Genomic DNA, 23,579 nt, shown 5'->3' with positions numbered 1-23,579 from the left:
TTCCGAGGGGCGGCCCTGATCAGGGCCGCCCCTCGGCTCTTCCTCACCCCCGCGGGGCGAATATGCTGGCCCGCATGACGAGTGAGCCGGAACAGCAGATCGGAGTGGGGACGCCTGACGCGTTCCAGCGCCTGTGGACGCCCCATCGGATGGCCTACATCCAGGGGGAGAACAAGCCGACCGGCCCGGGTGCGGGCGATGGCTGTCCGTTCTGCTCCATTCCGGAGAAGTCCGATGAGGACGGCTTGATCATCGCTCGCGGTGAGTCCGTCTACGCCGTGCTCAATCTGTATCCGTACACCGGCGGCCACCTCATGGTCGTCCCGTTCCGGCATATCGCCGACTACACCGATCTCACCGCCGAGGAGACGGTGGAGCTCGCGGAGTACACCAAGGCCGCCATGACCGCGCTGCGTACTGCCTCGGGTGCGCACGGTTTCAATGTCGGCATGAACCAGGGGACCGTGGCGGGCGCCGGGATCGCGGCGCACCTGCATCAGCATGTGGTGCCGCGCTGGGGCGGGGACACCAACTTCATGCCCGTGATCGGCAGTACCAAGGTGCTGCCGCAACTCCTCGCCGACACCCGCCGGTTGCTCGCCGACGCCTGGCCCAAGTCCTAGCCACCCACTGGCCGGGCTGGGCCAGGGCCCAGCCCGGCCAGCGGGCGCGGAGCGCCTTACGCGTCGTACAGATCGGCCTTCTTCGGGGCCGTGTCCTGGACCTGGCCGCTGAGGGCCAGCGAGCGGTTGCCGAAGCGCTCGGTGTCCACGCCGTGGTGCTTGAGCACCCCGATGGCCGCCTCATGGACGACCCGCAGCACGGGGGTGGCGGCGCGCAGCGCGTCGTCCGCCATGAAGCGGTGGCGCCAGGGCTTGTCCGCCCAGGCGTGCCGCAGACCGAACGGCTCGGGCAGCGCCAGCTTGCCCCCGAGGTGGTCCAGGATCGGCGGGTACCAGGTGAAGGGGGCGCGCGCGGTCAGTCGCACGACCTCCTTCGTGTTCACCAGCGGCAGCGGGATGGACTTGGTCTCCCAGAACCGGAAGGTCTTGGAGACCGTCTTGCTGGGCGCCGAGGGCTTGCTGGTGAACAGCGGGTGCACCGGCCCCAGAGCATGCCCGGTGACCTCGATCCGCAGCGTCTTGTGCAGCAGGGTCACCGTGATCATCAGGGTGATCACCAACTGGCCGTCCCAGAGCACGAACTGCACACCCAGGTAGTGCCGGTCACCGGCGCCGAACTGCTGCTGGTCGCAGATCCGCTGCAGCTCGACGCCCTTTATCTGGAAGCCCTCCTCCTCGGAGGTGCCGCCGCGCTCGACCGCCTTGGCCCCCTCGCCGATCGGCGAGACCACCCAGTGGCGCACGGAGGGGGTGGGGAAGCCGCCGGTGTGCAGCGGGGTGCGCTCCAGCATGCGCAGCTGGTCATGGATCGCCCGTATGACGTCCCAGCTGCGGAAGGGGTCGATCTCCTTGTCGGGGTCGGCCGAGACCAGGTCCTCGGCCAGCTGCCAGCTGCCCCAGCGGGTGCCCATGCCCAATATGCCCTTGGGACCGGCGTAGAAGACCACATTGCTGTACTGCTCGGCGGTGAGCTTGTGGAGCGCCTTGCGCAGCTCCTCGGCGGCGGTCTGGCCCGGGTGGTTGGGCACCGTCTCGGGCACCTTGGCGCCGACGCCGCCGCCGGAGAGCAGCCCGCCCCAGGAGTCCCGGAGGTCCTTGGCGGTACGCTCGCAGATCTGCTTGGCGATGTACCAGCCGATGATCGGGGCTATCACCACGCCCCGGAGGTAGATCCCCCAGAAGCCTCCGAAGGGCAGCTTGACCAGGAAGATGACGACCATCACGCCGAGCGCCACCAGCAGTGCCGTGCCGAGCGCGCCCATCCGCTTGTCCTGGGCCCCGGCGACCGAGCGGCGCAGCTGGAAGGCGCCGAGCCAGAGCAGCACCCCGGGCAGGAACAGCAGCCCGAAGATCACCATGACGGCGGTCAGCCGGGCGTCACGGGTCTTGCGGATGCGGTTGGCGGCCAGACAGTGCTCGACGACCGTCTGGGGCTCCATGCCGAAGGACTGGATCACCTGGCCCCGGCCGCCGCCGAGCATTCTGGTCTGGACGGCGCGCGCGAACGCCTCGCCCAGATTCGGCTCGAAGAGCGAGATCCTCGGCTTCTTGACCTCCGAGACCGTCCACTCCGAATTGGCGTCGAGCAACTTTGCCACGGGGTCGTCGCGGTAGGCGGCCGACGCGAGTGCCTGCGTCGCCGCCGTCTGCCCCGCCGCTCCCGACAGGGGAACCTGCGCCCCGGGACTGAAGTCGAATCCGTCCGTCACCAACGCCCCCAATACGGCACGCTCTTGCGCTGCGACCTCAGCGTATCCGGGGTGTGCGCCACCTGTCGCCAGGGCGTGTGCGGCCTGTGGAAAACCCTCGTGGGGAAAACCGCCGGCGGAACCGCCCACGGATCCGCCCGTGGAGCCGCCGGTGGACGGCCCCACGTCGGCGCGGACGGCCCGTAGACGGCCGGACGGCGAAGGCCCGCCCGCCCCGGCGCGGTTGGGGCGGGCGGGCCGTGGCCTGCGCCGCGGGCGGGCCGTGACACCGTCGTGCGCTCCCTCACGGACGGGCCCTGAACTACGCCTCCGCGGCGACCTGTTCGCGCATCCGCTCGGCCAGCTGATGGGGCATCGGCTCATGCCGGGCGTAGGAGCGGCTGAACCGACCCGTGCCATGCGAAAGCGATCGCAGATCGACCGCGTACCGACCGATCTCGATCTCCGGCACATCCGCCTTGATCAAAGTCTGTCCGCCGCCGGACTGTTCGGTGCCGACGACCCGGCCGCGCCGCCCGGACAGATCGCTCATCACGGCGCCGACATAGTCGTCCGAGACCAGCACGGCCACCTCCACCACCGGTTCCAGCAGATCGATCCGGGCGTCGGTGGCCGCCTCGCGCAGCGCGAGCGCTCCCGCCGTCTGGAAGGCGGCGTCGGAGGAGTCCACCGAGTGCGCCTTGCCGTCCAGCAGCGTGACCCGCACATCGACCAGGGGGTATCCGGCGGCGACGCCGCGCGCGGCCTGGCCGCGCACGCCCTTCTCGACGGACGGGATGAACTGCCGGGGCACCGCGCCGCCCACGACCTTGTCCACGAACTCGATGCCCGAGCCCTCCGGCAGCGGCTCCACCTCGATCTCGCAGATCGCGTACTGGCCGTGCCCTCCGGACTGCTTGACGTGGCGGCCGCGCCCGGCCGACTTCGCCCCGAAGGTCTCGCGCAGCGAGACCTTGTACGGCACCGCGTCCACCTGGACGCCGTACCGGCTGCGCAGCCGCTCCAGCGCGACGTCCATATGCGCCTCGCCCAGGCACCACAGCACCACCTGATGGGTGTCCGGGTTCTGCTCCAGGCGCATCGTCGGATCCTCGGCGACCAGCCGGGACAGGCCGAGCGACAGCTTGTCCTCGTCCGGTTTGCTGTGTGCCTGGATGGCCACCGGCAGCAGCGGATCCGGCATCTGCCAGGGCTCCATCAGCAGCGGCTGGTCCTTGGACGAGAGGGTGTCCCCGGTCTCGGCGCGGGTCAGCTTGGCCACGCACGCCAGATCGCCCGCGATGGCCTGGGGGAGGGTGTGCTGCTGTTTGCCGAAGGGCGCGGACAGGGCGCCGACCCGCTCGTCCACGTCATGGTCCTCGTGGCCGCGGTCCTCCAGACCGTGTCCGGACACATGGACGGTCTCGTCGGGGCGGAGGGTGCCGGAGAAGACCCGCACCAGGGAGATCCGGCCGACATACGGATCGGAGGAGGTCTTGACCACCTCGGCGGCCAGCGGACCGTTCGGATCGCAGCTCAGCGGCGGGCGCGCGGCGCCCTGCGGAGTGGTCACCGCGGGCGTCTCGCGCTCCAGCGGGGACGGGAAGCCGCCGGTCACCAGGTCCAGCAGTTCGATGGTGCCCAGGCCCTGCTTGGACCCCGGCGCGGCGGGCGCCGCCGCCAGCACGGGGTGGAAGCTGCCGCGTGCGACGGCCTTCTCCAGGTCCTCTATCAGCGTTTTGACGTCGATCTGCTCCCCGCCGAGATAGCGGTCCATGAGGGTTTCGTCCTCGCTCTCGGCGATGATCCCCTCGATGAGCCGGCCGCGGGCCTCCTCGACCAGCGGCAGCTGGTCCTCCCGGGGCGGCGATTCGGCGCGCACCCCGGAGGAGTAGTCGAAGACCCGCTGGGTGAGCAGCCCGATGAGCCCGGTCACGGGGGAGTGTCCGTCCGGTCCCGGCTCGCCGCGCAGCGGCAGGTACAGCGGCAGTACGGCGTCGGGGTCGTCGCCGCCGAAGCTGTCCCGGCACAGCTCGGTCATCTCCTCGAAGCTGGCGCGGGCCGCTTCGAGATGGGTGATCACGATGGCGCGCGGCATCCCGACCGCGGCGCACTCGTCCCAGATCATGCGGGTGGCCCCGGTGATCCCCAGGGCGTCCTGGGCGGCCGAGACAACGAAAAGGGCCGCGTCCGCCGCTCGCAGACCGGCCCTGAGCTCCCCGACGAAATCGGCATAGCCGGGGGTGTCCAGGAGATTGATCTTCATCCCGCCCCATTCGACGGGGACCAGCGACAGCTGGATCGAACGCTGCTGCCGGTGCTCGATATCGTCGTAGTCCGAGAGACAGCCGCCGTCCTCGACCCTGCCTGCCCGGTTGACCGCGCCCGTCGCCAGCGCGAGGGCCTCCACCAGCGTCGTCTTTCCGGTCCCACTGTGGCCGACCAGAACCACATTCCGCAGGGAGCTGGGCCGGTCGGCCGCCACTGCCCTTCCGGCGGCCCCTGGGTGGGTACTCGTCTTGTCGCCCATGTGTCTCGCCTCCCGGTCGACACCTTGCGATACTTCGAGCTTTCCACCGCTGTAACGGTGCGTCCATACGTCACACATGCGGCCGTACCGCGCACGGGGTCGCAGAGCCGTCCGACAGGTGCACGGCGCCCCTCCGGGGCGTGGCTACGATGGGCGCGCCGGTGGCCCCTTGACCACCCGGCCCGTTTCGACCCCCCGGGAAGGCCATGCTGAACAAGTACGCGCGTGCATTCTTCACGCGTGTTCTCACACCGTTCGCCGCCCTGTTGATCCGTCTCGGGGTCAGCCCGGACGCGGTGACCCTGACCGGCACCGCCGGCGTGTGCGCGGGCGCACTGGTCTTCTATCCCCGGGGGGAGTTCTTCTGGGGCACCGTCGTCATCACGCTGTTCGTCTTCTCCGACCTGGTCGACGGCAATATGGCGCGGCAGCTGGGGCGCTCGAGCCGCTGGGGGGCGTTCCTCGACTCCACGCTGGACCGGGTGGCCGACGGCGCGATCTTCGGCGGTCTGACGTTGTGGTACGCGGGCCGCGGGGACGACAATGTGCTGTGTGCGGTGACCATCTTCTGCCTCGCCAGCGGCCAGGTGGTCTCGTACACCAAGGCCCGCGGCGAGAGCATCGGCCTGCCGGTGAACGTCAACGGGCTGGTGGAGCGCGCCGAGCGGCTGGTGATCTCGCTGGTGGCGTGCGGCTTCTCCGGGCTGCACAAGTTCGGCGTGCCGCATATCGACATCCTGCTCCCGATCGCGCTGTGGATCGTGGCCGTCGGCAGCGCGGTGACCCTCGTCCAGCGGGTGGTGACGGTGCGCCGGGAGGCCGCCGAGGCGGACGCCGGGGAGCCGACGGTGCCCCAGGGGGGCGAGGCGCGGTGAAGGAGAGGCTGACCGACGCGCTGTACGGACTCGGCTGGAGCGTGGTCAAGAAGCTCCCGGAGCCGGTCGCCGTGGCGCTGGGGCAGCGCATCGCCGATCAGGCGTGGAAGCGGCGCGGCAAGGGCGTGCTGCGCCTGGAGGCCAATCTGGCGCGGGTGGTGCCGGACGCCTCGCCCCGGCGGCTGGCCGAGCTGTCGCGGGCGGGCATGCGCTCGTACCTGCGCTACTGGATGGAGTCCTTCCGGCTCCCGGCGTGGAGCCCGGAGCGGATACGGGGCGGCTTCGACGTCAAGGACGTGCACTATCTGGTGGACGGTCTCGCCGAGGGCCGGGGCGTGGTCCTGGCGCTGCCCCACATGGGCAACTACGACCTCGCCGGGGCCTGGGTGACCACTCATCTGGGGGTGCCCTTCACCACGGTCGCGGAGCGGCTGAAGCCCGAGTCGCTGTACGACAGGTTCGTGGCCTACCGCGAGGGGCTGGGCATGGAGGTGCTGCCGCACCAGGGCGGGAGCGCCTTCGGGACGCTGGCGCGGCGGCTGCGCGCGGGCGGTCTGGTGTGTCTGGTGGCCGACCGCGATCTGTCGGCCTCGGGCGTGGAGGTGTCGTTCTTCGGCGAGCGGGCGAAGATGCCGGCCGGGCCCGCCGCGCTCGCCCTGCAGACCGGTGCCCTGCTGCTGCCGGTGACCCTCTGGTACGACGAGTCGCCGGTGATGCGGGGGCGGGTGCACCCACCGGTCGGGGTGCCCGGGGACGGGACCCGCGCCGAGCGGATCGCCGTCATGATCCAGGAGACGGCCGACGCCTTCGCCTCGGGGATCTCCGAGCACCCGGAGGACTGGCACATGCTGCAGCGGCTGTGGCTGGCGGACCTGGACCGCGGTCCCGGAAGCGCTGGACGTCCCCAGGGCCCCGGAAGCCCTGGGCCCCCCGAAATGGAGAAGCCTTGAGGATCGGGATCGTCTGCCCGTACTCCTGGGATGTCCCAGGCGGCGTCCAGTTCCACATCCGCGATCTGGCCGACCATCTGATCCGGCGCGGCCACCAGGTCTCCGTGCTGGCCCCGGCGGACGACGGGACGCCGCTGCCGCCGTACGTGGTCTCCGCGGGGCGCGCGGTGCCGGTGCCGTACAACGGCTCGGTGGCCCGGCTGAACTTCGGGCTCCTGTCGGCCGCGCGGGTGCGCCGCTGGCTCCACGACGGCGCCTTCGACGTCATCCACATCCACGAGCCGACCTCGCCCTCGCTGGGGCTGCTGGCCTGCTGGGCGGCCCAGGGGCCGATCGTCGCGACGTTCCACACCTCCAATCCGCGCTCCCGGGCCATGATCGCCGCGTATCCGATCCTGCAGCCCGCGCTGGAGAAGATCAGCGCGCGGATCGCGGTGAGCGAGTACGCGCGCCGGACGCTGGTGGAACACCTGGGCGGCGACGCGGTGGTCATCCCCAACGGCGTCGACGTGGACTTCTTCGCGGACGCCGAGCCGAAGGAGGAGTGGCGGGGGGAGACGATCGGCTTCATCGGCCGGATCGATGAGCCCCGTAAGGGGCTGCCGGTGCTGATGCGCGCCCTGCCGAAGATCCTCGAGGCCCGCCCCGGGGCGCGGCTGCTGATCGCCGGGCGCGGTGACGAGAAGGAGGCCGTGGCCGATCTTCCCGCTCCGCTGCGGGGGCGCGTGGAGTTCCTGGGGATGGTCAGCGACGAGGACAAGGCGCGGCTGCTGCGCAGCGTCGATGTCTACGTCGCGCCCAATACGGGCGGCGAGAGCTTCGGCATCATCCTGGTCGAGGCCCTGTCGGCGGGGGCCGCGGTCCTGGCCAGCGATCTGGACGCGTTCGCCCAGGTGCTGGACGGGGGAGCGGCGGGTGAGCTGTTCGCCAACGAGGACGCCGACGCCCTGGCGGCGGCCGCGGTGCGGCTGCTGGGGGACGGGAAGCGGCTGGCCGAGCTGCGGGAGCGGGGCAGCCGGCACGTACGGCGCTTCGACTGGTCGACGGTGGGGGCGGACATCCTCGCGGTCTACGAGACGGTGACGGACGGGGCGGCGTCGGTGGCCGCCGACGACCGCGCGCGGCTGTGGGCGCGGCTGGGGCTGGCGCGGGACTAGGCGCTCCGCTGGAAGTGTCGAGACGGGGCGTCTGGAAGTGTCGAGACGCGGCGTCGGTCGGCCGCGGCGCCGTCGTGGCCGGTCGCCCACGCGGCGGAGCCGCACACTGCCACAGCCCGCGCCCCCCTTCGGGGCGCGAACCGTAGCGACCCGTAGCGGGCTTCCTCCGGCCCGCCGAGGACCCGCCCTGAGGCGCCACACACCGTTGCGCGCGGCCGCCCCGGCTGAGGGCTGCCCCCGGACCCAGGGGGCGGCAGGCGGTAGCGTGGCGGGCCGTGAGCACCTTGATCTGGATCGCGGTCGCACTGGTCGTCATCGCCGTCTATCTGAGCTGGACCGCGGGGCGCCTCGACCGGCTGCACAGCCGTCTGGACGCGGCGCGGGCCGCGCTGGACGCGCAGCTGCTGCGGCGCGCCTCCGTGGCCCAGGAGCTGGCCACCGCCGGAGTGCTCGACCCCGCCGCCTCGATCGTGCTCTACCAGGCCGCGCACGCCGCGCGGCAGTCCGAGGAGGAGCACCGCGAGGTCGCCGAGAGCGAGCTGAGCCAGGCGCTGCGGGCCGTCTTCGAGGAGAGCGCACAGGCGGAGGCGGTACGGGAGGCACCGGGCGGCGAGGACGCGCTGGGGGAGCTCACGGAGACCGTCAGGCGGGTACCGATGGCCCGGCGGTTCCACAACGACGCGGTGCGCGCGGCGCGGGCGCTGCGCCGCCATCGCACGGTGCGCTGGTTCCGGCTGGCGGGCCACGCTCCGTTCCCGCTCGCCTTCGAGATGGACGACGAGCCGCCGGCGGCGCTCGGGCGGGTGCCGGGCGCCGAGGAAGCCGAGCGCTGAGGGGCGGACTTCTCCGCCGGGCGGTCGAGCTCCCTATTGCCTACCGAGGATTCACCGGTCACTTCGAGCCACCGGCCTTTGATTGGCCCTTGCCGATCCCGGCCCCGGCGCGGTTTTGTCATTGGTGTAGCACACACGCTCATGATCTGGACCAGATGGCCGGGTCATGTACCGGTATCGAACGGCCCTACGATGGGCTCATCGGACTTTTCATTATCGAGTGAGGTCAAACCGTGTCCATCACGCCCGCCAGCACGTCCAACTCCGACGCCCCCGCGACCGGCACCGCCCGCGTCAAGCGCGGTATGGCCGAGCAGCTCAAGGGTGGCGTGATCATGGACGTCGTCACCCCGGAGCAGGCCAAGGTCGCCGAGGACGCCGGTGCCGTCGCGGTCATGGCCCTCGAGCGGGTGCCCGCCGACATCCGTAAGGACGGCGGCGTGGCCCGGATGTCCGACCCGGACATGATCGAGGGCATCATCAACGCCGTCTCCATCCCGGTGATGGCCAAGTCGCGGATCGGTCACTTCGTCGAGGCCCAGGTGCTGCAGTCGCTCGGCGTCGACTACATCGACGAGTCCGAGGTGCTGACCCCGGCCGACGAGGTCAACCACAGCGACAAGTGGTCCTTCACCACTCCGTTCGTCTGCGGAGCCACCAACCTGGGCGAGGCGCTGCGCCGGATCGCCGAGGGCGCGGCCATGATCCGCTCCAAGGGCGAGGCCGGCACCGGCAATGTCGTCGAGGCCGTGCGCCACCTGCGTCAGATCAAGGGCGAGATCGCCCGGCTGCGCGGTCTGGACAACCATGAGCTCTACGCGGCCGCCAAGGAGATCCGCGCCCCGTACGAGCTGGTCGCCGAGATCGCGCAGACCGGCAAGCTGCCGGTCGTGCTGTTCTCCGCCGGTGGCGTCGCCACCCCGGCCGACGCCGCGCTGATGCGCCAGCTCGGCGCCGAGGGCGTGTTCGTGGGCTCCGGCATCTTCAAGTCGGGCGACCCGGCCAGGCGCGCCGCCGCGATCGTGAAGGCCACCACCTTCTACGACGACCCCAAGGTCATCGCGGAGGCGTCCCGGAACCTCGGCGAGGCCATGGTCGGCATCAACTGCGACACCCTCCCCGAGTCCGAGCGCTACGCCAGCCGCGGCTGGTAACCGGCGCCCGTACGGCAGCACCACATGGCACCACGTGCCCCGGTCCACCGGCCCGGCGCACGTGGTGCCCCTGACGTTCGAGAGGTCTTCGCTTCCGTGACTACGTCGTCCCTACCGACCGCGTCCACCGCCGACGCCCCCGTGATCGGTGTGCTCGCCCTCCAGGGCGATGTCCGCGAACATCTCGCCGCGCTCACCGCGGCCGGGGCCACGCCCCGGCAGATCCGCAGGCCCGAGGAGCTTGCCGAGGTCGCGGCCCTGGTGATCCCCGGGGGCGAGTCGACCACCATGTCAAAGCTGGCGATCGTCTTCGGGCTGCTGGAGCCGCTGCGCGAGCGGGTCCGGGCCGGGATGCCGGTGTACGGTACATGCGCGGGCATGATCATGCTCGCGGACAAGATCCTCGACGGCCGGGACGACCAGGAGACCATCGGCGGTATCGACATGATCGTGCGCCGTAACGCCTTCGGCCGTCAGAACGAGTCGTTCGAGGCCGAGGTCGACATCCAGGGCATCGAGGACGGCCCGGTCGAGGGGGTCTTCATCCGTGCGCCGTGGGTCGAGTCCGTGGGCGGCGGCGCCGAGGTGCTCGCGACGTTCGACGGGCACACCGTCGCCGTCCGGCAGGGCAACGTCCTGGCGACCTCGTTCCACCCCGAGCTGACCGGTGACCACCGGGTGCACAAGCTTTTTGTGGACTCGGTCCGCGCCGCGGGCTGAGGCTATCCCGGTAGGATCGCAGGCGTTCGTACAGCAATGGGTTACGCGAAGGAGACAGGCGGATGTCCGGCCACTCTAAATGGGCTACGACGAAGCACAAGAAGGCCGTGATCGATGCCAAGCGCGGCAAGCTCTTCGCGAAGCTGATCAAGAACATCGAGGTCGCGGCCCGGATGGGCGGTGCCGACCCGGAGGGCAATCCGACGCTCTTCGACGCCATCCAGAAGGCGAAGAAGCAGTCGGTCCCGAACAAGAACATCGACAGCGCGGTCAAGCGCGGTGCCGGTCTCGAGGCCGGTGGCGCCGAGTACGAGACGATCATGTACGAGGGCTACGGCCCCAACGGCGTGGCCGTCCTCATCGAGTGTCTGACCGACAACCGCAACCGCGCGGCCTCCGACGTCCGCGTCGCCATGACGCGCAATGGCGGCTCGATGGCCGACCCGGGCTCCGTGGCGTACCTGTTCAACCGTAAGGGCGTCGTCATCGTCCCCAAGGGCGAGCTCACCGAGGACGATGTGCTGGGCGCGGTGCTGGACGCGGGCGCCGAGGAGGTCAATGACCTCGGCGAGTCCTTCGAGGTCATCAGCGAGGCCACCGACCTGGTCGCGGTCCGCACCGCCCTCCAGGAGGCGGACATCGACTACGACTCGGCCGATGCCAACTTCGTGCCCACGATGCAGGTCCAGCTCGAGGAGGACGCCGCGCGCAAGATCTTCAAGCTGATCGACGCCCTCGAGGACAGCGACGACGTGCAGAACGTCTTCGCCAACTTCGACGTCTCCGACGAGGTCATGGCCAAGGTGGACGCCTGACGGCGGATCGGCACGGCGGTCGGGGACCACGGCGGTCGAGGACAGGGACGGGCCGGCGGGGCAGCACCCCACCGGCCCGTCGGCGTTGTCCGCGGGCGTTGTCGGCGGCAGCCGCTAACCTGCAGGAACAGATGACCGAAGCGCGGTGAGGGGAGGGGCGCGGTGCGTGTGCTTGGCGTGGACCCGGGGCTGACCCGGTGTGGCGTCGGCGTGGTCGAGGGGGTCGCGGGCCGCCCGCTGCGGATGCTCGGCGTCGGCGTCATACGGACCGGGGCGGGCGCTGTGACGGCCGACCGGCTCGTCCTCATCGAGCGCGGCATCGAGGAGTGGCTGGACGCCCACCGGCCCGAATTCGTGGCCGTGGAGCGGGTGTTCAGCCAGCACAATGTGCGCACCGTCATGGGCACCGCCCAGGCCAGCGCCGTCGCCATGCTGTGCGCGGCCCGCCGCGGGCTGCCCGTCGCGCTGCACACCCCCAGCGAGGTCAAGGCGGCCGTGACCGGATCGGGACGCGCGGACAAGGCGCAGGTCGGCTCGATGGTGACCCGGCTGCTGCGGCTGGACGCACCGCCCAAACCGGCCGATGCGGCCGATGCGCTGGCGCTCGCCATCTGCCACATCTGGCGGGCCCCCGCGACCAACCGCCTCCAGCAGGCCGTCGCCGCCCACCGCGCCACAAGCCCCGCCCGTACGCAGAGCCCCGCCCCTCCGCAGAGCCCCGCCCGTGCGCAGAACCCTGTCCGTACGCCGAGCACCCCCCGCCCGTCGAGCCCCGCCTCCGCCCCGAGCAGCGCGCGCACCACGAAAGGCCGTACCTCATGATCGCGTTCGTCTCCGGTCCGGTGGCGGCCGTCGCCCCGGACACCGCGGTGATCGAGGTCGGCGGGGTCGGGATGGCGGTCCAGTGCACCCCGGCCACCCTGGCCGGGCTGCGCGTCGGCCAGCAGGCCCGGCTGGCCACCTCCCTCGTCGTCCGCGAGGACTCGCTGACCCTTTACGGCTTCGCCGACGACGACGAGCGCCAGGTCTTCGAACTGCTGCAGACCGCCAGCGGGGTCGGCCCCCGGCTGGCCCAGGCCATGCTGGCCGTGCACCCCCCGGACGCGCTGCGGCTCGCGGTGTCCACCGGGGACGAGAAGGCGCTCACCGCCGTCCCCGGCATCGGCAAGAAGGGGGCGCAGCGGCTGCTGCTTGAGCTCAAGGACCGGCTCGGCGAGCCGCTTGGCTCCGCGGTGCCCGGCGCCCGCTCGGCGACCGCCCCCGGCTGGAGCGATCAGCTGCACACCGCGCTGGTCGGCCTCGGCTACGCCACCCGGGAGGCCGACGAGGCGGTGGCCGCCGTCACCCCGCGGGCCGAAGAGGCGCTGGCCGCGGGCGGTACGCCCCAGGTGGCCCAGCTGCTGCGGGCCGCCCTGCAGACCCTGAACCGCACACGGTGAGCCACCGCGGCCGCGGCAGGCCGCGACCGGCGGCACCCCCGAAGACGACATCGCGAGGCGAAACGCAGTGAACTGGGACGAGACCCCACCGGCCACCGCCGATGACGCCCCGTCCGGCGCGGGCGGCAGGCTGGTGGGCGCCGACGCCGACGGCGACGACCAGGCGGTGGAGGCCGCGCTGCGCCCCAAGGACCTCGGCGAGTTCGTCGGGCAGGAGCGGGTCCGCGAGCAGCTGGACCTGGTGCTCAAGGCGGCCCGGCAGCGCGGCGGCACCGCCGACCATGTGCTGCTCTCCGGCGCGCCCGGGCTGGGCAAGACCACCCTCTCCATGATCATCGCCGCCGAGATGGGCGCCCCGATCCGGATCACCTCAGGCCCCGCCATCCAGCACGCCGGGGACCTGGCCGCGATCCTCTCCTCCCTCGCCGAGGGCGAGGTGCTCTTCCTCGACGAGATCCACCGGATGTCCCGGCCCGCCGAGGAGATGCTCTACATGGCGATGGAGGACTTCCGTGTCGACGTCATCGTCGGCAAGGGGCCGGGGGCCACCGCCATCCCGCTGGAGCTGCCGCCGTTCACGCTGGTCGGCGCCACCACCCGGGCCGGGCTGCTGCCGCCCCCGCTGCGTGACCGCTTCGGCTTCACCGGCCACATGGAGTTCTACGCCCCGCCCGAGCTGGAGCGGGTCATCCACCGCTCCGCGGGGCTGCTCGATGTGACCATCGAGCCCGAGGGCGCGTCCGAGATCGCGGGCCGCTCCCGCGGCACCCCCCGGATCGCCAACCGTCTGCTGCGCAGGGTGCGCGACTACGCCCAGGTCAAGGCGGACGGCCTGATCACCCGGGAGATCGCGGCCAGCGCGCTGGCCGTCTACGACGTGGACGAGCGCGGTCTGGACCGGCTGGACCGGGCGGTGCTCAGCGCCCTGCTCAAGCTGTTCGGCGGCGGCCCGGTGGGCCTGTCCACCCTGGCGGTCGCGGTGGGGGAGGAGCGTGAGACGGTGGAGGAGGTCGCCGAGCCCTTCCTGGTCCGTGAGGGGCTGCTGGCCCGCACTCCCCGGGGGCGGATCGGCACCCCGGCGGCCTGGGCGCATATGGGACTCACCCCGCCGCCGCAGACCGCCGCCGGCGGCCAGGCGGGCCTCTTCGAGGCATAAGCGCTCGCTTACCCTGCATCATGGCGTAGAGGACCAATAATGGCGGGGTCAGGAACCCCGGTGCCGCGCCGGGCGTTGTTCCATAGGCGTGGGCTCGCTTAGACTCCGCCGATGCCGTCCGTATGCCGTCCGCTAAACCGTGCGGTATACCCATCCCCGTAGACCAGGCCGCTCCCCGCGGTCGTGTGAAGGAATTTCCGTCCCGTGAATATCGTGACTCTCCTGCCGTTCATCGTGCTTATCGGGGCCATGTTCCTGATGACGCGTTCGGCCAAGAACAAGCAGCGCCAGGCCCAGTCGATGCGCAATGAGATGCAGCCGGGCTCCGGCGTGCGGACCATCGGCGGCATGTACGCGACGGTCAAGGAGGTCCACGACGACACGGTCCTCCTCGAGGTGGCCCCCGGCGTGCACGCGATCTACGCGAAGAACGCGGTGGGAGCCGTCTTGCCGGACGACGAGTACAACCGCGTCGTGCACGGCATCGACCCCGACGAGGGCGACGCCGACACCCCTGTCGTGCCTGACGACGCCTCCTCGCTGACCGAGGCCGCCGACGCCGACGCGCCCGCCGCCAACCTCGACAAGTCCGCCGCGCTCGACAAGGCCGACACGGCCGACGGCGACGTTGCCGAGAAGGTCGACGCCGACGAGGACGAGGCGGACGACAAGGCCGGGAAGACGGACGTCAAGAAGATCGACTTCGGCAAGGACGATGCCAAGGACGACGCCACCGCGGCCAGCACCTCCGAGGACGACAAGCGGGACGGCGGCACCGACGCGAAGTAAGTCCGTCATCCGGGAACCGCGGCGCGCCCTCGATCGGTGCGCCGCGGTTCCCTGGACGGTCTAGGCTCCGGCGAGGGCTCGTCCCCACAAGACTTCGTGCCGCCCCGCGCGCACCCGATGCGGGGCGGTTGGACAGGGAGATACGAGAAGGTGGCAGCACCGAAGAAGGGCCGCAGGTCCTCCGGGTCACAGGGCAGGCCAGGGCGCCCCTTGGCCGTCATCCTGATCGCCATCGCGGCACTGACCGGAGGCATGTTCATCTCCGGTCACACCACGCCGCGGCTGGGCATCGATCTCGCGGGCGGCACCAGCTTCACGCTGGAGGCCAAGAACCAACCGGGCAAGCCCAACGCGATCAACACGGACAACATGAACACCGCCGTGGGGATCATCGAGCGGCGGGTCAACGGTCTGGGCGTGACCGAGTCCGAGGTCCAGACGCAGGGTGACAAGCACATCATCGTGAACATCCCCAAGGGGACGAACGCGAAGCAGGCCCGGCAGCAGGTCGGCACCACCGCCCAGCTCTACTTCCGGCCGGTGACCACGACCACCAGCGGCCAGAAGACCCCCGACCAGCCCAGCTCCACCCCCAGCCCGTCCGCGAGCGCCAGCGGCAAGGGACAGGACAAGGGCGATGACAAGGGCGGCAAGCCGTCCGGTACGCCGTCGGCCTCGTCATCGGCCTCCTCGTCCTCCTCCGCCAGCCCCAGCACCCAGGGCCGGGCCCTCTCCAAGGGCCTGAGGGCCGACGAGAAGCCCAGCGGAAGCCCCTCGCCGTCGAAGACCCCCAAGCCCGACCCGTCCAAGAGCCCGTCGGGCTCCAGCGGCCAGGAAGAGCTGGCCAAGCAGTTCGCGAAGCTGGACTGCACCACCAAGTCCGGGCGCGCCGCCGCGGCCGAGAAGGCGGCCAACGCCAAGCCGACCGACCCGGTGCTGGCCTGCAGCGAGAAGGGCGACTCCAAGTTCGTCCTCGGCCCCTCCGAGGTCGAGGGCACCGACGTGGATGACGCCTCGGCGGTCTTCGAGAGCCAGAACGGGGCGGGCTGGATCGTCCAGCTCGACTTCAACGGCAAGGGCTCCAAGAAGTTCGCCAAGACCACCGGTGAGCTCACCACCAAGCAGTCCCCGCAGAACCGCTTCGCGATCGTCCTGGACGGCGAGGTCGTCTCCGACCCCGAGGTCACCCAGGGCGCCATCACCGGCGGCCGGGCCACCATCTCCGGCGGCTTCACCCAGCAGAGCTCCGAGGACCTGGCCAACGTGTTGTCCTACGGTGCGCTGCCGCTGTCCTTCGACATCGCCGACGAGACCACTGTCTCCGCCGCGCTCGGCGGCGAGCAGCTGGACGCCGGCATGATCGCCGGTGCCATCGGCCTCGCGCTCGTCGTGATCTACCTGGTCGTCTACTACCGCGGTCTCGCCCTCGTGGCCATGGCCAGCCTCGGCGTCTCCGCGGTTCTGACGTACACGATCATGGTGCTGCTCGGCCCGGGCATCGGCTTCGCGCTGAACCTCCCGGCGGTCTGCGGCGCGATCGTGGCCATCGGTATCACCGCCGACTCGTTCATCGTCTACTTCGAACGGATCCGCGATGAGATCCGGGAGGGCCGCTCGCTGCGCCCCGCCGTCGAGCGCGGCTGGCCGCGGGCCCGGCGCACCATCCTGGTGTCCGACTTCGTGTCGTTCCTGGCCGCCGCGGTGCTCTACATCGTCACCGTCGGCAAGGTGCAGGGCTTCGCCTTCACCCTGGGCCTGACCACGCTGCTCGACGTCGCCGTGGTGTTCCTCTTCACCAAGCCGCTGATGACGATCCTCGCCCGCCGTCCGTTCTTCGGGAACGGCCACTCGTGGTCCGGACTTGACCCCAAGCGCCTCGGGGCCACTCCACCGCTGCGCCGCCGCCGTTCCGCCGCTCCCGGCCCCGCCGACACGAAGGAGGCGTGAGATGTCGCGACTCGGCACTCTCGGCGCCAGGCTCTACCGAGGCGAGGTCGGCTACGACTTCGTCGGCAAGCGGAAGATCTGGTACGGCATCTCGATACTGATCACCATCACGGCCATCGTGGGCCTGGCGGTGCGCGGCCTGAACATGGGCATCGAGTTCTCCGGCGGCGCGGTCTTCACGACCCCCAACACCAAGGTCTCCAGCGCCGATGTGCGCCAGACGGCCGAGGAGGCCGCCGACGGCCACACCGTCGTCGTCCAGGAGCTCGGCCGCGGCGGGATGCGGATCCAGATCAGCGAGCTGGGCACCAAGGAGGCGCTGCCGGTCCAGGAGGAGCTCGCCAAGGAGCTGGGCGTCGAGACCAGCAAGATCGACACCCAGCTGGTCGGACCGAGCTGGGGCGAGCAGATCGCCAGCAAGGCCTGGCAGGGTCTGGCGATCTTCATGGTGCTGGTGGTGATCTATCTCGCCATCGCCTTCGAGTGGCGGATGGCACTGGCCGCCCTGATCGCGCTCATCCATGACCTCACCATCACCGTGGGTGTCTACGCACTGGTCGGCTTCGAGGTCACCCCGGGCACCGTGATCGGTCTGCTGACCATCCTCGGCTATTCGCTCTACGACACCGTCGTGGTCTTCGACGGTCTCAAGGAGGCGTCGAAGGACATCACCAAGCAGACCCGCTTCACCTATAGCGAGATCGCCAACCGCAGCCTCAACTCGACCCTGGTGCGGTCCATCAACACCACGGTCGTGGCGCTGCTCCCGGTCGGCGCGCTGCTGTTCATCGGCGGCGGTCTGCTCGGCGCGGGCATGCTCAACGACATCTCCCTGGCGCTCTTCGTCGGCCTCGCCGCCGGTGCGTACTCCTCGATCTTCATCGCGACCCCGCTGGTCGCCGATCTGAAGGAGCGCGACCCGAGGATGAAGTCCCTGGCCAAGCGGGTGAAGGCCAAGCGGGCCGCGGCCGCCAAGGCCGAGGCGGCCGACTCGGCCTCCGAGGAGGACGACACTCCGGCCCTGGAGGACGCCGCCGCGGCCCCCGCCGGAGTCGTCGGCCAGCGTCGCCAGCCCTCCCGCAACCGGGGCCGCGGCCGGCCGTCGGGCAAGCGGCGCTGAACGGGGGGCCTGAGAGATGACCGAGACGACGGAGACCACGGCGGACAGCCCGGACGGCTTCGGCGGAGCCTCCGCCGAGGAGCTGCGCACGCTGCTGCTCAGCCGCATCCAGGACGTGCCGGACTACCCCAAGCCCGGCGTGATGTTCAAGGACATCACTCCGCTGCTCGCCGACGCCGCGGCCTTCGGCGCGCTCACCGAGGCGCTTGCCGAGCTGTGCCTCCGGCACCGGGCGGACAAGGTGGTGGGCCTGGAGGCGCGCGGCTTCATCCTCGCCGCCCCGGCCGCCGTCCGCGCCGGAATCGGCTTCGTACCGGTCCGCAAGGCCGGCAAGCTCCCCGGGGCGACGCTCGCCCAGGCGTACGAGCTGGAGTACGGCACGGCCGAGATCGAGATACACGCCGACGCGCTGGAGCCCGGCGACCGGGTGCTGGTGATCGACGACGTGCTGGCCACCGGCGGCACCGCCGAGGCGTCCCTCCAGCTCATCCGGCGGGCCGGGGCCCGGATCGCCGGGGTCGCCGTGCTGCTGGAGCTGGGCTTCCTGGACGGCCGCGACCGGCTGCTCGGCTCGCTCGACAGCGCCCCGCTGGAGGCCCTGATCACGGTCTGAGCCGGGATGGAGCCCGTGGAACGGGCCGGGAGTACCGCCGGAGGGCGGGGACGCGCAACCGCGGGTCCCCGCCCTCCGCCGTGCCGCCCCACGCCCCCGTCACGCCCGGCTTGGCGGTCGGGAGGCAAGCGGAGTGGCGGGATCGATACCATGGCAGCCCGACCTTTTCGGGTCCGGACCGCTAGGAGTGCTCTTGCCAGACGAGGCCCAGCCGCTCTCGCCCGAAGTCCGTCCGGGCGAAACCCCCTCCGCACAGCCGGACGCGCCCACCGCCGCCGAGCCGACGGCGGCCTCTGGCGTGCCCGGGAACAGCGGTGACGGCGCGGTCCGGCGCGGCCCCGAGCAGACCAGTCCGACCCCCGCCGCGAGCCGCGGCAGCAACCTGCCCGCCACCACGCCCCCCGCGCGCCCCGTACAGAGCCCCGCGCCCCGTTCGGGCTCGTCCAACCGCGTCCGGGCCCGGCTGGCGCGCCTCGGCGTCCAGCGCTCCAGCCCGTACAACCCGGTGCTTGAGCCGCTGCTGCGCATCGTGCGCGCCAATGACCCCAAGGCGGAGGCCTCGACCCTGCGCCAGATCGAGCGCGCGTACCAGGTGGCCGAGCGCTGGCACCGCGGCCAGAAGCGCAAGAGCGGCGATCCGTACATCACCCACCCCCTCGCGGTGACCACGATCCTGGCCGAGCTGGGTATGGATCCGGCCACTTTGATGGCCGGGCTGCTGCATGACACCGTCGAGGACACCGAGTACGGCCTGGACACCCTGCGCCGTGACTTCGGCGAGCAGGTCGCCCTGCTGGTCGACGGCGTCACCAAGCTGGACAAGGTCAAGTTCGGCGAGGCGGCCCAGGCCGAGACCGTGCGCAAGATGGTCGTCGCCATGGCCCGGGACCCCCGGGTGCTGGTGATCAAGCTGGCCGACCGGCTGCACAACATGCGCACCATGCGCTACCTCAAGCGGGAGAAGCAGGAGAAGAAGGCCCGCGAGACCCTGGAGATCTACGCCCCGCTCGCCCACCGCCTGGGCATGAACACCATCAAGTGGGAGCTGGAGGACCTCGCCTTCGCGATCCTCTACCCCAAGATGTACGACGAGATCGTGCGGCTGGTCGCCGAGCGGGCCCCCAAGCGCGATGAGTACCTGGCCGTCGTCACCGACCAGGTCCAGGGCGATCTGCGGGCGGCGCGGATCAAGGCGACCGTCACCGGCCGCCCGAAGCACTACTACTCCGTCTACCAGAAGATGATCGTGCGCGGCCGCGACTTCGCCGAGATCTACGACCTGGTGGGCATCCGCGTCCTCGTGGACACCGTCCGCGACTGCTACGCGGCGCTCGGCACCATCCACGCGCGGTGGAACCCGGTGCCCGGGCGGTTCAAGGACTACATCGCGATGCCCAAGTTCAACATGTACCAGTCGCTGCACACGACGGTCATCGGGCCCAGCGGCAAGCCGGTCGAGCTGCAGATCCGCACCTTCGACATGCACCGCCGCGCGGAGTACGGCATCGCCGCGCACTGGAAGTACAAGCAGGAGGCGGTGGCCGGTGCCTCCAAGGTGCGCACCGATGTGCCCCGCAAGGCGGGCAAGGACGACGCCATCAACGACATGGCGTGGCTGCGGCAGCTGCTGGACTGGCAGAAGGAGACCGAGGACCCGGGCGAGTTCCTGGAGTCCCTGCGCTTCGACCTCTCCCGCAACGAGGTCTTCGTCTTCACGCCCAAGGGCGATGTCATAGCGCTTCCGGCCGGGGCCACCCCGGTCGACTTCGCGTACGCCGTGCACACCGAGGTCGGCCACCGTACGATCGGCGCCCGGGTCAACGGGCGGCTGGTGCCGCTGGAGTCCACCCTGGACAACGGCGACCTGGTGGAGGTCTTCACCTCCAAGGCGGCGGGCGCCGGGCCGTCCCGCGACTGGCTGGGCTTCGTCAAGTCGCCGCGGGCCCGCAACAAGATCCGCGCCTGGTTCTCCAAGGAGCGCCGCGACGAGGCCATCGAACAGGGCAAGGACGCGATCGTACGGGCGATGCGCAAGCAGAACCTGCCCATCCAGCGGATCCTGACCGGGGACTCGCTGGTCACCCTCGCCCATGAGATGCGCTACCCCGACATCTCCGCGCTCTACGCGGCGATCGGCGAGGGCCATGTCTCCGCGCAGAACGTGGTGCAGAAGCTGGTCCAGGCGCTCGGCGGCGAGGAGGCCGCCAACGAGGACATCGCCGAGACCGCCCCGCCCATCCGCCGCACCAAGCGCCGCTCCAACGCCGACCCGGGCGTGGTGGTCAAGGGCGTCGAGGACGTGTGGGTCAAGCTGGCCCGCTGCTGTACGCCGGTGCCCGGCGACCCCATCATCGGCTTCGTCACCCGCGGCAGCGGCGTCTCGGTGCACCGCGCCGACTGCGTCAACGTGGACTCGCTCTCGCAGCAGCCCGAGCGGATCCTCGACGTGGAGTGGGCGCCCACCCAGTCGTCGGTCTTCCTGGTGGCCATCCAGGTCGAGGCGCTGGACCGGTCCCGGCTGCTGTCGGACGTCACCCGTGTGCTGTCCGACCAGCACGTGAACATCCTCTCCGCGGCCGTGCAGACCTCCCGCGACCGGGTGGCCACCTCGCGCTTCACCTTCGAGATGGGCGACCCCAAACACCTGGGCCACGTCCTGAAGGCCGTACGCGGCGTGGAGGGCGTCTACGACGTCTACCGGGTCACCTCGGCCCGGGCCCGCTGAGAGCGGCCCTCCACGGGGCGCACACGACGGTGGCGGCCCCCGGCGCGAAAGACACCGGGGGCCGCCACCGTGAGTGGATGGATCAGCGCGCGCTCAGCCGCCGAACTCCTGGAGGCCCTTCAGCGCCTGGTCCAGCAGCGCCTGCCTTCCCTCGAGCTCCTTGGAGAGCTTGTCGGCCTTGGCGTTGTTCCCCGCCGCGCGGGCTGCGTCGATCTGGGACCGCAGCTTGTCGACGGCGTCCTGGAGCTGGCCGGTGAGCCCTGCAGCGCGCGCCCGCGCCTCGGGGTTGGTCCGCCGCCACTCCGTGTCCTCGGCGTCCTGGATGGCGCGCTCCACCGCGTGCATCCGGCCCTCGATACGGGCGCGGGCGTCCCTGGGCACATGGCCGATGGCCTCCCACCGCTCGTTGATCGACCGGAAGGCCGCACGGGACGCCTTCAGGTCCGAGATCGGCAGCAGCTTCTCGGCCTCGACGACAAGCTCCTCCTTACGGGTGAGATTCTCCCGCTGCTCGGCGTCACGCTCCGCGAAGACCTCGCTACGGGCCTGGAAGAAGATGTCCTGCGCACCGCGGAAGCGGTTCCACAGGTCCTCCTCGGACTCGCGCTGGGCGCGGCCCGCGGCCTTCCAGTCCGACATCAGCTCCCGGTACCGGGCCGCGGTCGGACCCCAGTCGGTGGAGCCGGAAAGCGCCTCGGCCTCGGCGACCAGCTTCTCCTTGGTCTGCCGGGCCTCCTCCCGCTGTGCGTCCAGGGCCGCGAAGTGCGCCTTGCGCCGCTTGGAGAACGCCGAGCGGGCGTGCGAGAAGCGGTGCCACAGCTCGTCGTCGGTCTTGCGGTCCAGCCGGGGCAGGCCCTTCCAGGTGTCCACCAGGGCGCGCAGCCGCTCCCCGGCCGCCCGCCACTGCTCGCTGGCGGCCAGCTGCTCGGCCTCGGCGACCAGGTCCTCCTTGGCCCTGCGGGCCTCGTCGGCCTGGACCGCCTTGGCCGCCTTGCGCTGCTCCCGGCGGACCTCGACCTCTCCGGCGAGCTTGTCGAGCCGCTTCCTCAGGGCGTCCAGATCGCCGACCACATGGTGCTCGTCGACCTGCTGGCGGATGTGCTGGATGGCCGCTGTCGCGTCCTTGGCGGACAGATCGGTGGTCTTGACCCTGCGCTCGAGGAGGCCGATCTCGACGACCAGCCCGTCGTACTTGCGCTCGAAGTAGGCGAGGGCCTCGTCCGGCGATCCCGCCTGCCACGATCCGACGACCTGCTCCCCGTCGGCCGTACGCACGTACACGGTCCCCGCCTCGTCGACGCGGCCCCAAGGCTCGCTGCTCACAGCGCCTCCTCCACATGATGCCGGGGCGGGCGCGCGGCCCGCGGGCATCGTCCACAGTTTCTTCCGGCCGGGATACGCCCTGGCCGGTCTCACATCAGGATGGCGGCCACCAGGGCAGGCACCCTATACAACGCCAACATAGGCGACCGGTGCCCCGGCTGTCCGTATCCTGCGCGACCGAAATTTCGCAGTACGCGAGCCCGGCGACCTCAGGACTTGCCGACCGTCGCCTTGTTGATCACCACGCTGGCGTTAGGGGCGGTGTTCATCGTCTGGTCCGGGGGAGCCGCCCCGGCGTTGGCGATCTTCTGCAGGACCTTCATCCCGGCCTTGTCCACGGTGCCGAAGGGCGTGTAGTCCGGCGGGAGCTGGCTCTTCTTGTAGACCAGGAAGAACTGGCTGCCGCCGGTGTCCCGGCCCTTCTTGGTCTGCGGGTTGTACTGGTTGGCCATGGCGACGGTTCCGGCCGGGTACGTGCCGCCCTTGATCGAGGCGTCCTTAAGGTTCTCGTCCGGGAGGGTGTAGCCGGGGCCGCCCGCGCCGGTGCCCTGCGGGTCACCGCACTGGAGGACGTAGATCCCCTGGTTGACCAGCCGGTGGCACTTGGTGTGGTCGAAGTAGCCCTTGCCGGCGAGGAAGCCGAAGGAGTTGACCGTGTGCGGCGCCTTGCCCGCGTCCATGGTCACGGAGATGTCCCCGCAGGTCGTCTCCATCTTCATCGTGTAGGTGGCGGACTTGTCGATCGTGACCGCCGGCTCCTTCTTCCATGACATCTTCTTCGGCTTCTCGCCCGCGACCGCCTTCGCCTCCTTGGCGCAGGGGTCCGGCGCCTTGCTGGTGGGGCTGGCCGAGGGGGTGGTGGAGGCGGCGGCGTCGTCCTTCTTCTTGTCCTTGCCGTTCCCGGACAGGGCGCCCGTGGCCGCGACGGCACCGCCACCGGCCAGGACCACGGCCAGCACGGCGGCGATCACCACATTGCGCTGGCGCGACTTGCGCCGGGCGGTTTCGCGCCGCTGCTGCTGCCGAAGGTACTTCTCCCGGGCGAGTTGCCGCCGCCGCTGCTCGTTACTGACCACCGGGTCGTCTCCTCATGGCGTGTGCCGTCGGTGTGCTGCTGTTGTG

The 23,579-nt window shown here is 71.0% G+C and carries 20 protein-coding genes; 16 read left to right on the top strand and 4 right to left on the bottom strand.

The window, feature by feature from the left end; all coding sequences use genetic code 11:
* Nucleotides 1-62 precede the first annotated feature (62 nt).
* Nucleotides 63-623, top strand: a complete 561-nt coding sequence (locus VT50_RS14485; protein ID WP_046087686.1) for an HIT family protein — start codon at nt 63-65, stop codon at nt 621-623.
* A 56-nt stretch (nt 624-679) separates the two neighbouring features.
* On the opposite strand, the gene VT50_RS14480 is transcribed toward VT50_RS14485, so the two are convergent.
* The gene (locus tag VT50_RS14480; RefSeq protein WP_206269410.1) at nt 680-2,332 is read right to left on the bottom strand and encodes a hypothetical protein; all 1,653 of its coding nucleotides are present in this window, start codon (nt 2,330-2,332) and stop codon (nt 680-682) included.
* A 301-nt stretch (nt 2,333-2,633) separates the two neighbouring features.
* Complete coding sequence (locus VT50_RS14475) at nt 2,634-4,841, bottom strand: elongation factor G-like protein EF-G2 (RefSeq protein WP_046087688.1); 2,208 nt, start codon at nt 4,839-4,841, stop codon at nt 2,634-2,636.
* A gap of 206 nt (nt 4,842-5,047) precedes the next feature.
* Between VT50_RS14475 and pgsA the strand changes: the two genes are divergently transcribed.
* The 15 genes from pgsA (at nt 5,048) to VT50_RS14400 (ending at nt 21,134) form a co-directional block, all read left to right on the top strand.
* Complete coding sequence (gene pgsA / locus VT50_RS14470; protein ID WP_046087689.1) at nt 5,048-5,716, top strand: phosphatidylinositol phosphate synthase; 669 nt, start codon at nt 5,048-5,050, stop codon at nt 5,714-5,716.
* The gene (locus tag VT50_RS14465; protein WP_046087690.1) at nt 5,713-6,666 is read left to right on the top strand and encodes a phosphatidylinositol mannoside acyltransferase; all 954 of its coding nucleotides are present in this window, start codon (nt 5,713-5,715) and stop codon (nt 6,664-6,666) included. The genes pgsA and VT50_RS14465 overlap by 4 nt, the downstream gene beginning before the upstream one ends.
* Nucleotides 6,663-7,823: a glycosyltransferase family 4 protein gene (locus tag VT50_RS14460; protein WP_046087691.1), complete on the top strand. Its 1,161-nt coding sequence runs from the start codon at nt 6,663-6,665 to the stop codon at nt 7,821-7,823. The genes VT50_RS14465 and VT50_RS14460 overlap by 4 nt, the downstream gene beginning before the upstream one ends.
* A 275-nt stretch (nt 7,824-8,098) precedes the next feature.
* Nucleotides 8,099-8,656, top strand: a complete 558-nt coding sequence (locus VT50_RS14455; protein ID WP_046087692.1) for a hypothetical protein — start codon at nt 8,099-8,101, stop codon at nt 8,654-8,656.
* A 233-nt stretch (nt 8,657-8,889) separates the two neighbouring features.
* Nucleotides 8,890-9,810: a pyridoxal 5'-phosphate synthase lyase subunit PdxS gene (pdxS, locus tag VT50_RS14450; RefSeq protein ID WP_075200419.1), complete on the top strand. Its 921-nt coding sequence runs from the start codon at nt 8,890-8,892 to the stop codon at nt 9,808-9,810.
* Between the two features lie 96 nt (nt 9,811-9,906).
* The gene (pdxT, locus tag VT50_RS14445) at nt 9,907-10,530 is read left to right on the top strand and encodes a pyridoxal 5'-phosphate synthase glutaminase subunit PdxT (protein WP_046087693.1); all 624 of its coding nucleotides are present in this window, start codon (nt 9,907-9,909) and stop codon (nt 10,528-10,530) included.
* 62 nt (nt 10,531-10,592) lie between these two features.
* On the top strand, nt 10,593-11,345 hold the full coding sequence (locus tag VT50_RS14440) for a YebC/PmpR family DNA-binding transcriptional regulator (protein WP_046087694.1): 753 nt from the start codon (nt 10,593-10,595) through the stop codon (nt 11,343-11,345).
* 162 nt (nt 11,346-11,507) lie between these two features.
* Nucleotides 11,508-12,167 (top strand): crossover junction endodeoxyribonuclease RuvC, encoded by a 660-nt coding sequence (gene ruvC / locus VT50_RS14435; protein WP_046087695.1) that lies wholly within the window; start codon nt 11,508-11,510, stop codon nt 12,165-12,167.
* A complete protein-coding gene (gene ruvA / locus VT50_RS14430; protein WP_046087696.1) occupies nt 12,164-12,784 on the top strand; it encodes a Holliday junction branch migration protein RuvA in 621 nt (206 codons plus the stop codon). The genes ruvC and ruvA overlap by 4 nt, the downstream gene beginning before the upstream one ends.
* 67 nt (nt 12,785-12,851) lie before the next feature.
* Nucleotides 12,852-13,940 carry a Holliday junction branch migration DNA helicase RuvB gene (ruvB, locus tag VT50_RS14425; RefSeq protein WP_046087697.1) on the top strand — a complete coding sequence of 363 codons (1,089 nt, stop codon included), beginning with the start codon at nt 12,852-12,854 and terminating at the stop codon, nt 13,938-13,940.
* Nucleotides 13,941-14,144: 204 nt separating this feature from the next.
* Nucleotides 14,145-14,729: a preprotein translocase subunit YajC gene (gene yajC, locus VT50_RS14420; protein WP_046087698.1), complete on the top strand. Its 585-nt coding sequence runs from the start codon at nt 14,145-14,147 to the stop codon at nt 14,727-14,729.
* Between the two features lie 150 nt (nt 14,730-14,879).
* On the top strand, nt 14,880-16,676 hold the full coding sequence (secD, locus tag VT50_RS14415) for a protein translocase subunit SecD (RefSeq protein WP_046087699.1): 1,797 nt from the start codon (nt 14,880-14,882) through the stop codon (nt 16,674-16,676).
* A 1-nt stretch (nt 16,677) separates the two neighbouring features.
* Nucleotides 16,678-17,796, top strand: coding sequence for a protein translocase subunit SecF (secF, locus tag VT50_RS14410; protein ID WP_046087700.1), 1,119 nt, complete (start codon nt 16,678-16,680; stop codon nt 17,794-17,796).
* Nucleotides 17,797-17,812: 16 nt separating this feature from the next.
* Nucleotides 17,813-18,409: an adenine phosphoribosyltransferase gene (locus tag VT50_RS14405; protein ID WP_240529172.1), complete on the top strand. Its 597-nt coding sequence runs from the start codon at nt 17,813-17,815 to the stop codon at nt 18,407-18,409.
* A 193-nt stretch (nt 18,410-18,602) separates the two neighbouring features.
* The gene (locus VT50_RS14400) at nt 18,603-21,134 is read left to right on the top strand and encodes a RelA/SpoT family protein (protein WP_046087701.1); all 2,532 of its coding nucleotides are present in this window, start codon (nt 18,603-18,605) and stop codon (nt 21,132-21,134) included.
* Between the two features lie 93 nt (nt 21,135-21,227).
* On the opposite strand, the gene VT50_RS14395 is transcribed toward VT50_RS14400, so the two are convergent.
* Entirely contained in the window at nt 21,228-22,457 is a 1,230-nt protein-coding gene (locus VT50_RS14395) for a DUF349 domain-containing protein (protein ID WP_046087702.1), read from the bottom strand.
* Nucleotides 22,458-22,666: 209 nt separating this feature from the next.
* Complete coding sequence (locus VT50_RS14390) at nt 22,667-23,533, bottom strand: peptidylprolyl isomerase (protein ID WP_046087703.1); 867 nt, start codon at nt 23,531-23,533, stop codon at nt 22,667-22,669.
* Nucleotides 23,534-23,579: the final 46 nt, after the last annotated feature.

Source organism: Streptomyces antioxidans (assembly GCF_000968685.2).
GTDB lineage: Bacteria > Actinomycetota > Actinomycetes > Streptomycetales > Streptomycetaceae > Streptomyces > Streptomyces antioxidans.
The sequence above is the reverse complement of the archived record's forward strand: the minus strand, read 5'-3'. Positions and strand labels throughout refer to the sequence as shown.

Excerpts from the sequence above, each read along its gene's own strand:
- VT50_RS14485 (WP_046087686.1), top strand. The coding sequence starts at position 63 with ATGCTGGCCCGCATGACGAGTGAGCCGGAACAGCAGATCGGAGTGGGG.
- VT50_RS14475 (WP_046087688.1), bottom strand. The coding sequence starts at position 4,841 with ATGGGCGACAAGACGAGTACCCACCCAGGGGCCGCCGGAAGGGCAGTG.
- pgsA (WP_046087689.1), top strand. The coding sequence starts at position 5,048 with ATGCTGAACAAGTACGCGCGTGCATTCTTCACGCGTGTTCTCACACCG.
- VT50_RS14440 (WP_046087694.1), top strand. The coding sequence starts at position 10,593 with ATGTCCGGCCACTCTAAATGGGCTACGACGAAGCACAAGAAGGCCGTG.
- ruvA (WP_046087696.1), top strand. The coding sequence starts at position 12,164 with ATGATCGCGTTCGTCTCCGGTCCGGTGGCGGCCGTCGCCCCGGACACC.
- secF (WP_046087700.1), top strand. The coding sequence starts at position 16,678 with ATGTCGCGACTCGGCACTCTCGGCGCCAGGCTCTACCGAGGCGAGGTC.
- VT50_RS14405 (WP_240529172.1), top strand. The coding sequence starts at position 17,813 with ATGACCGAGACGACGGAGACCACGGCGGACAGCCCGGACGGCTTCGGC.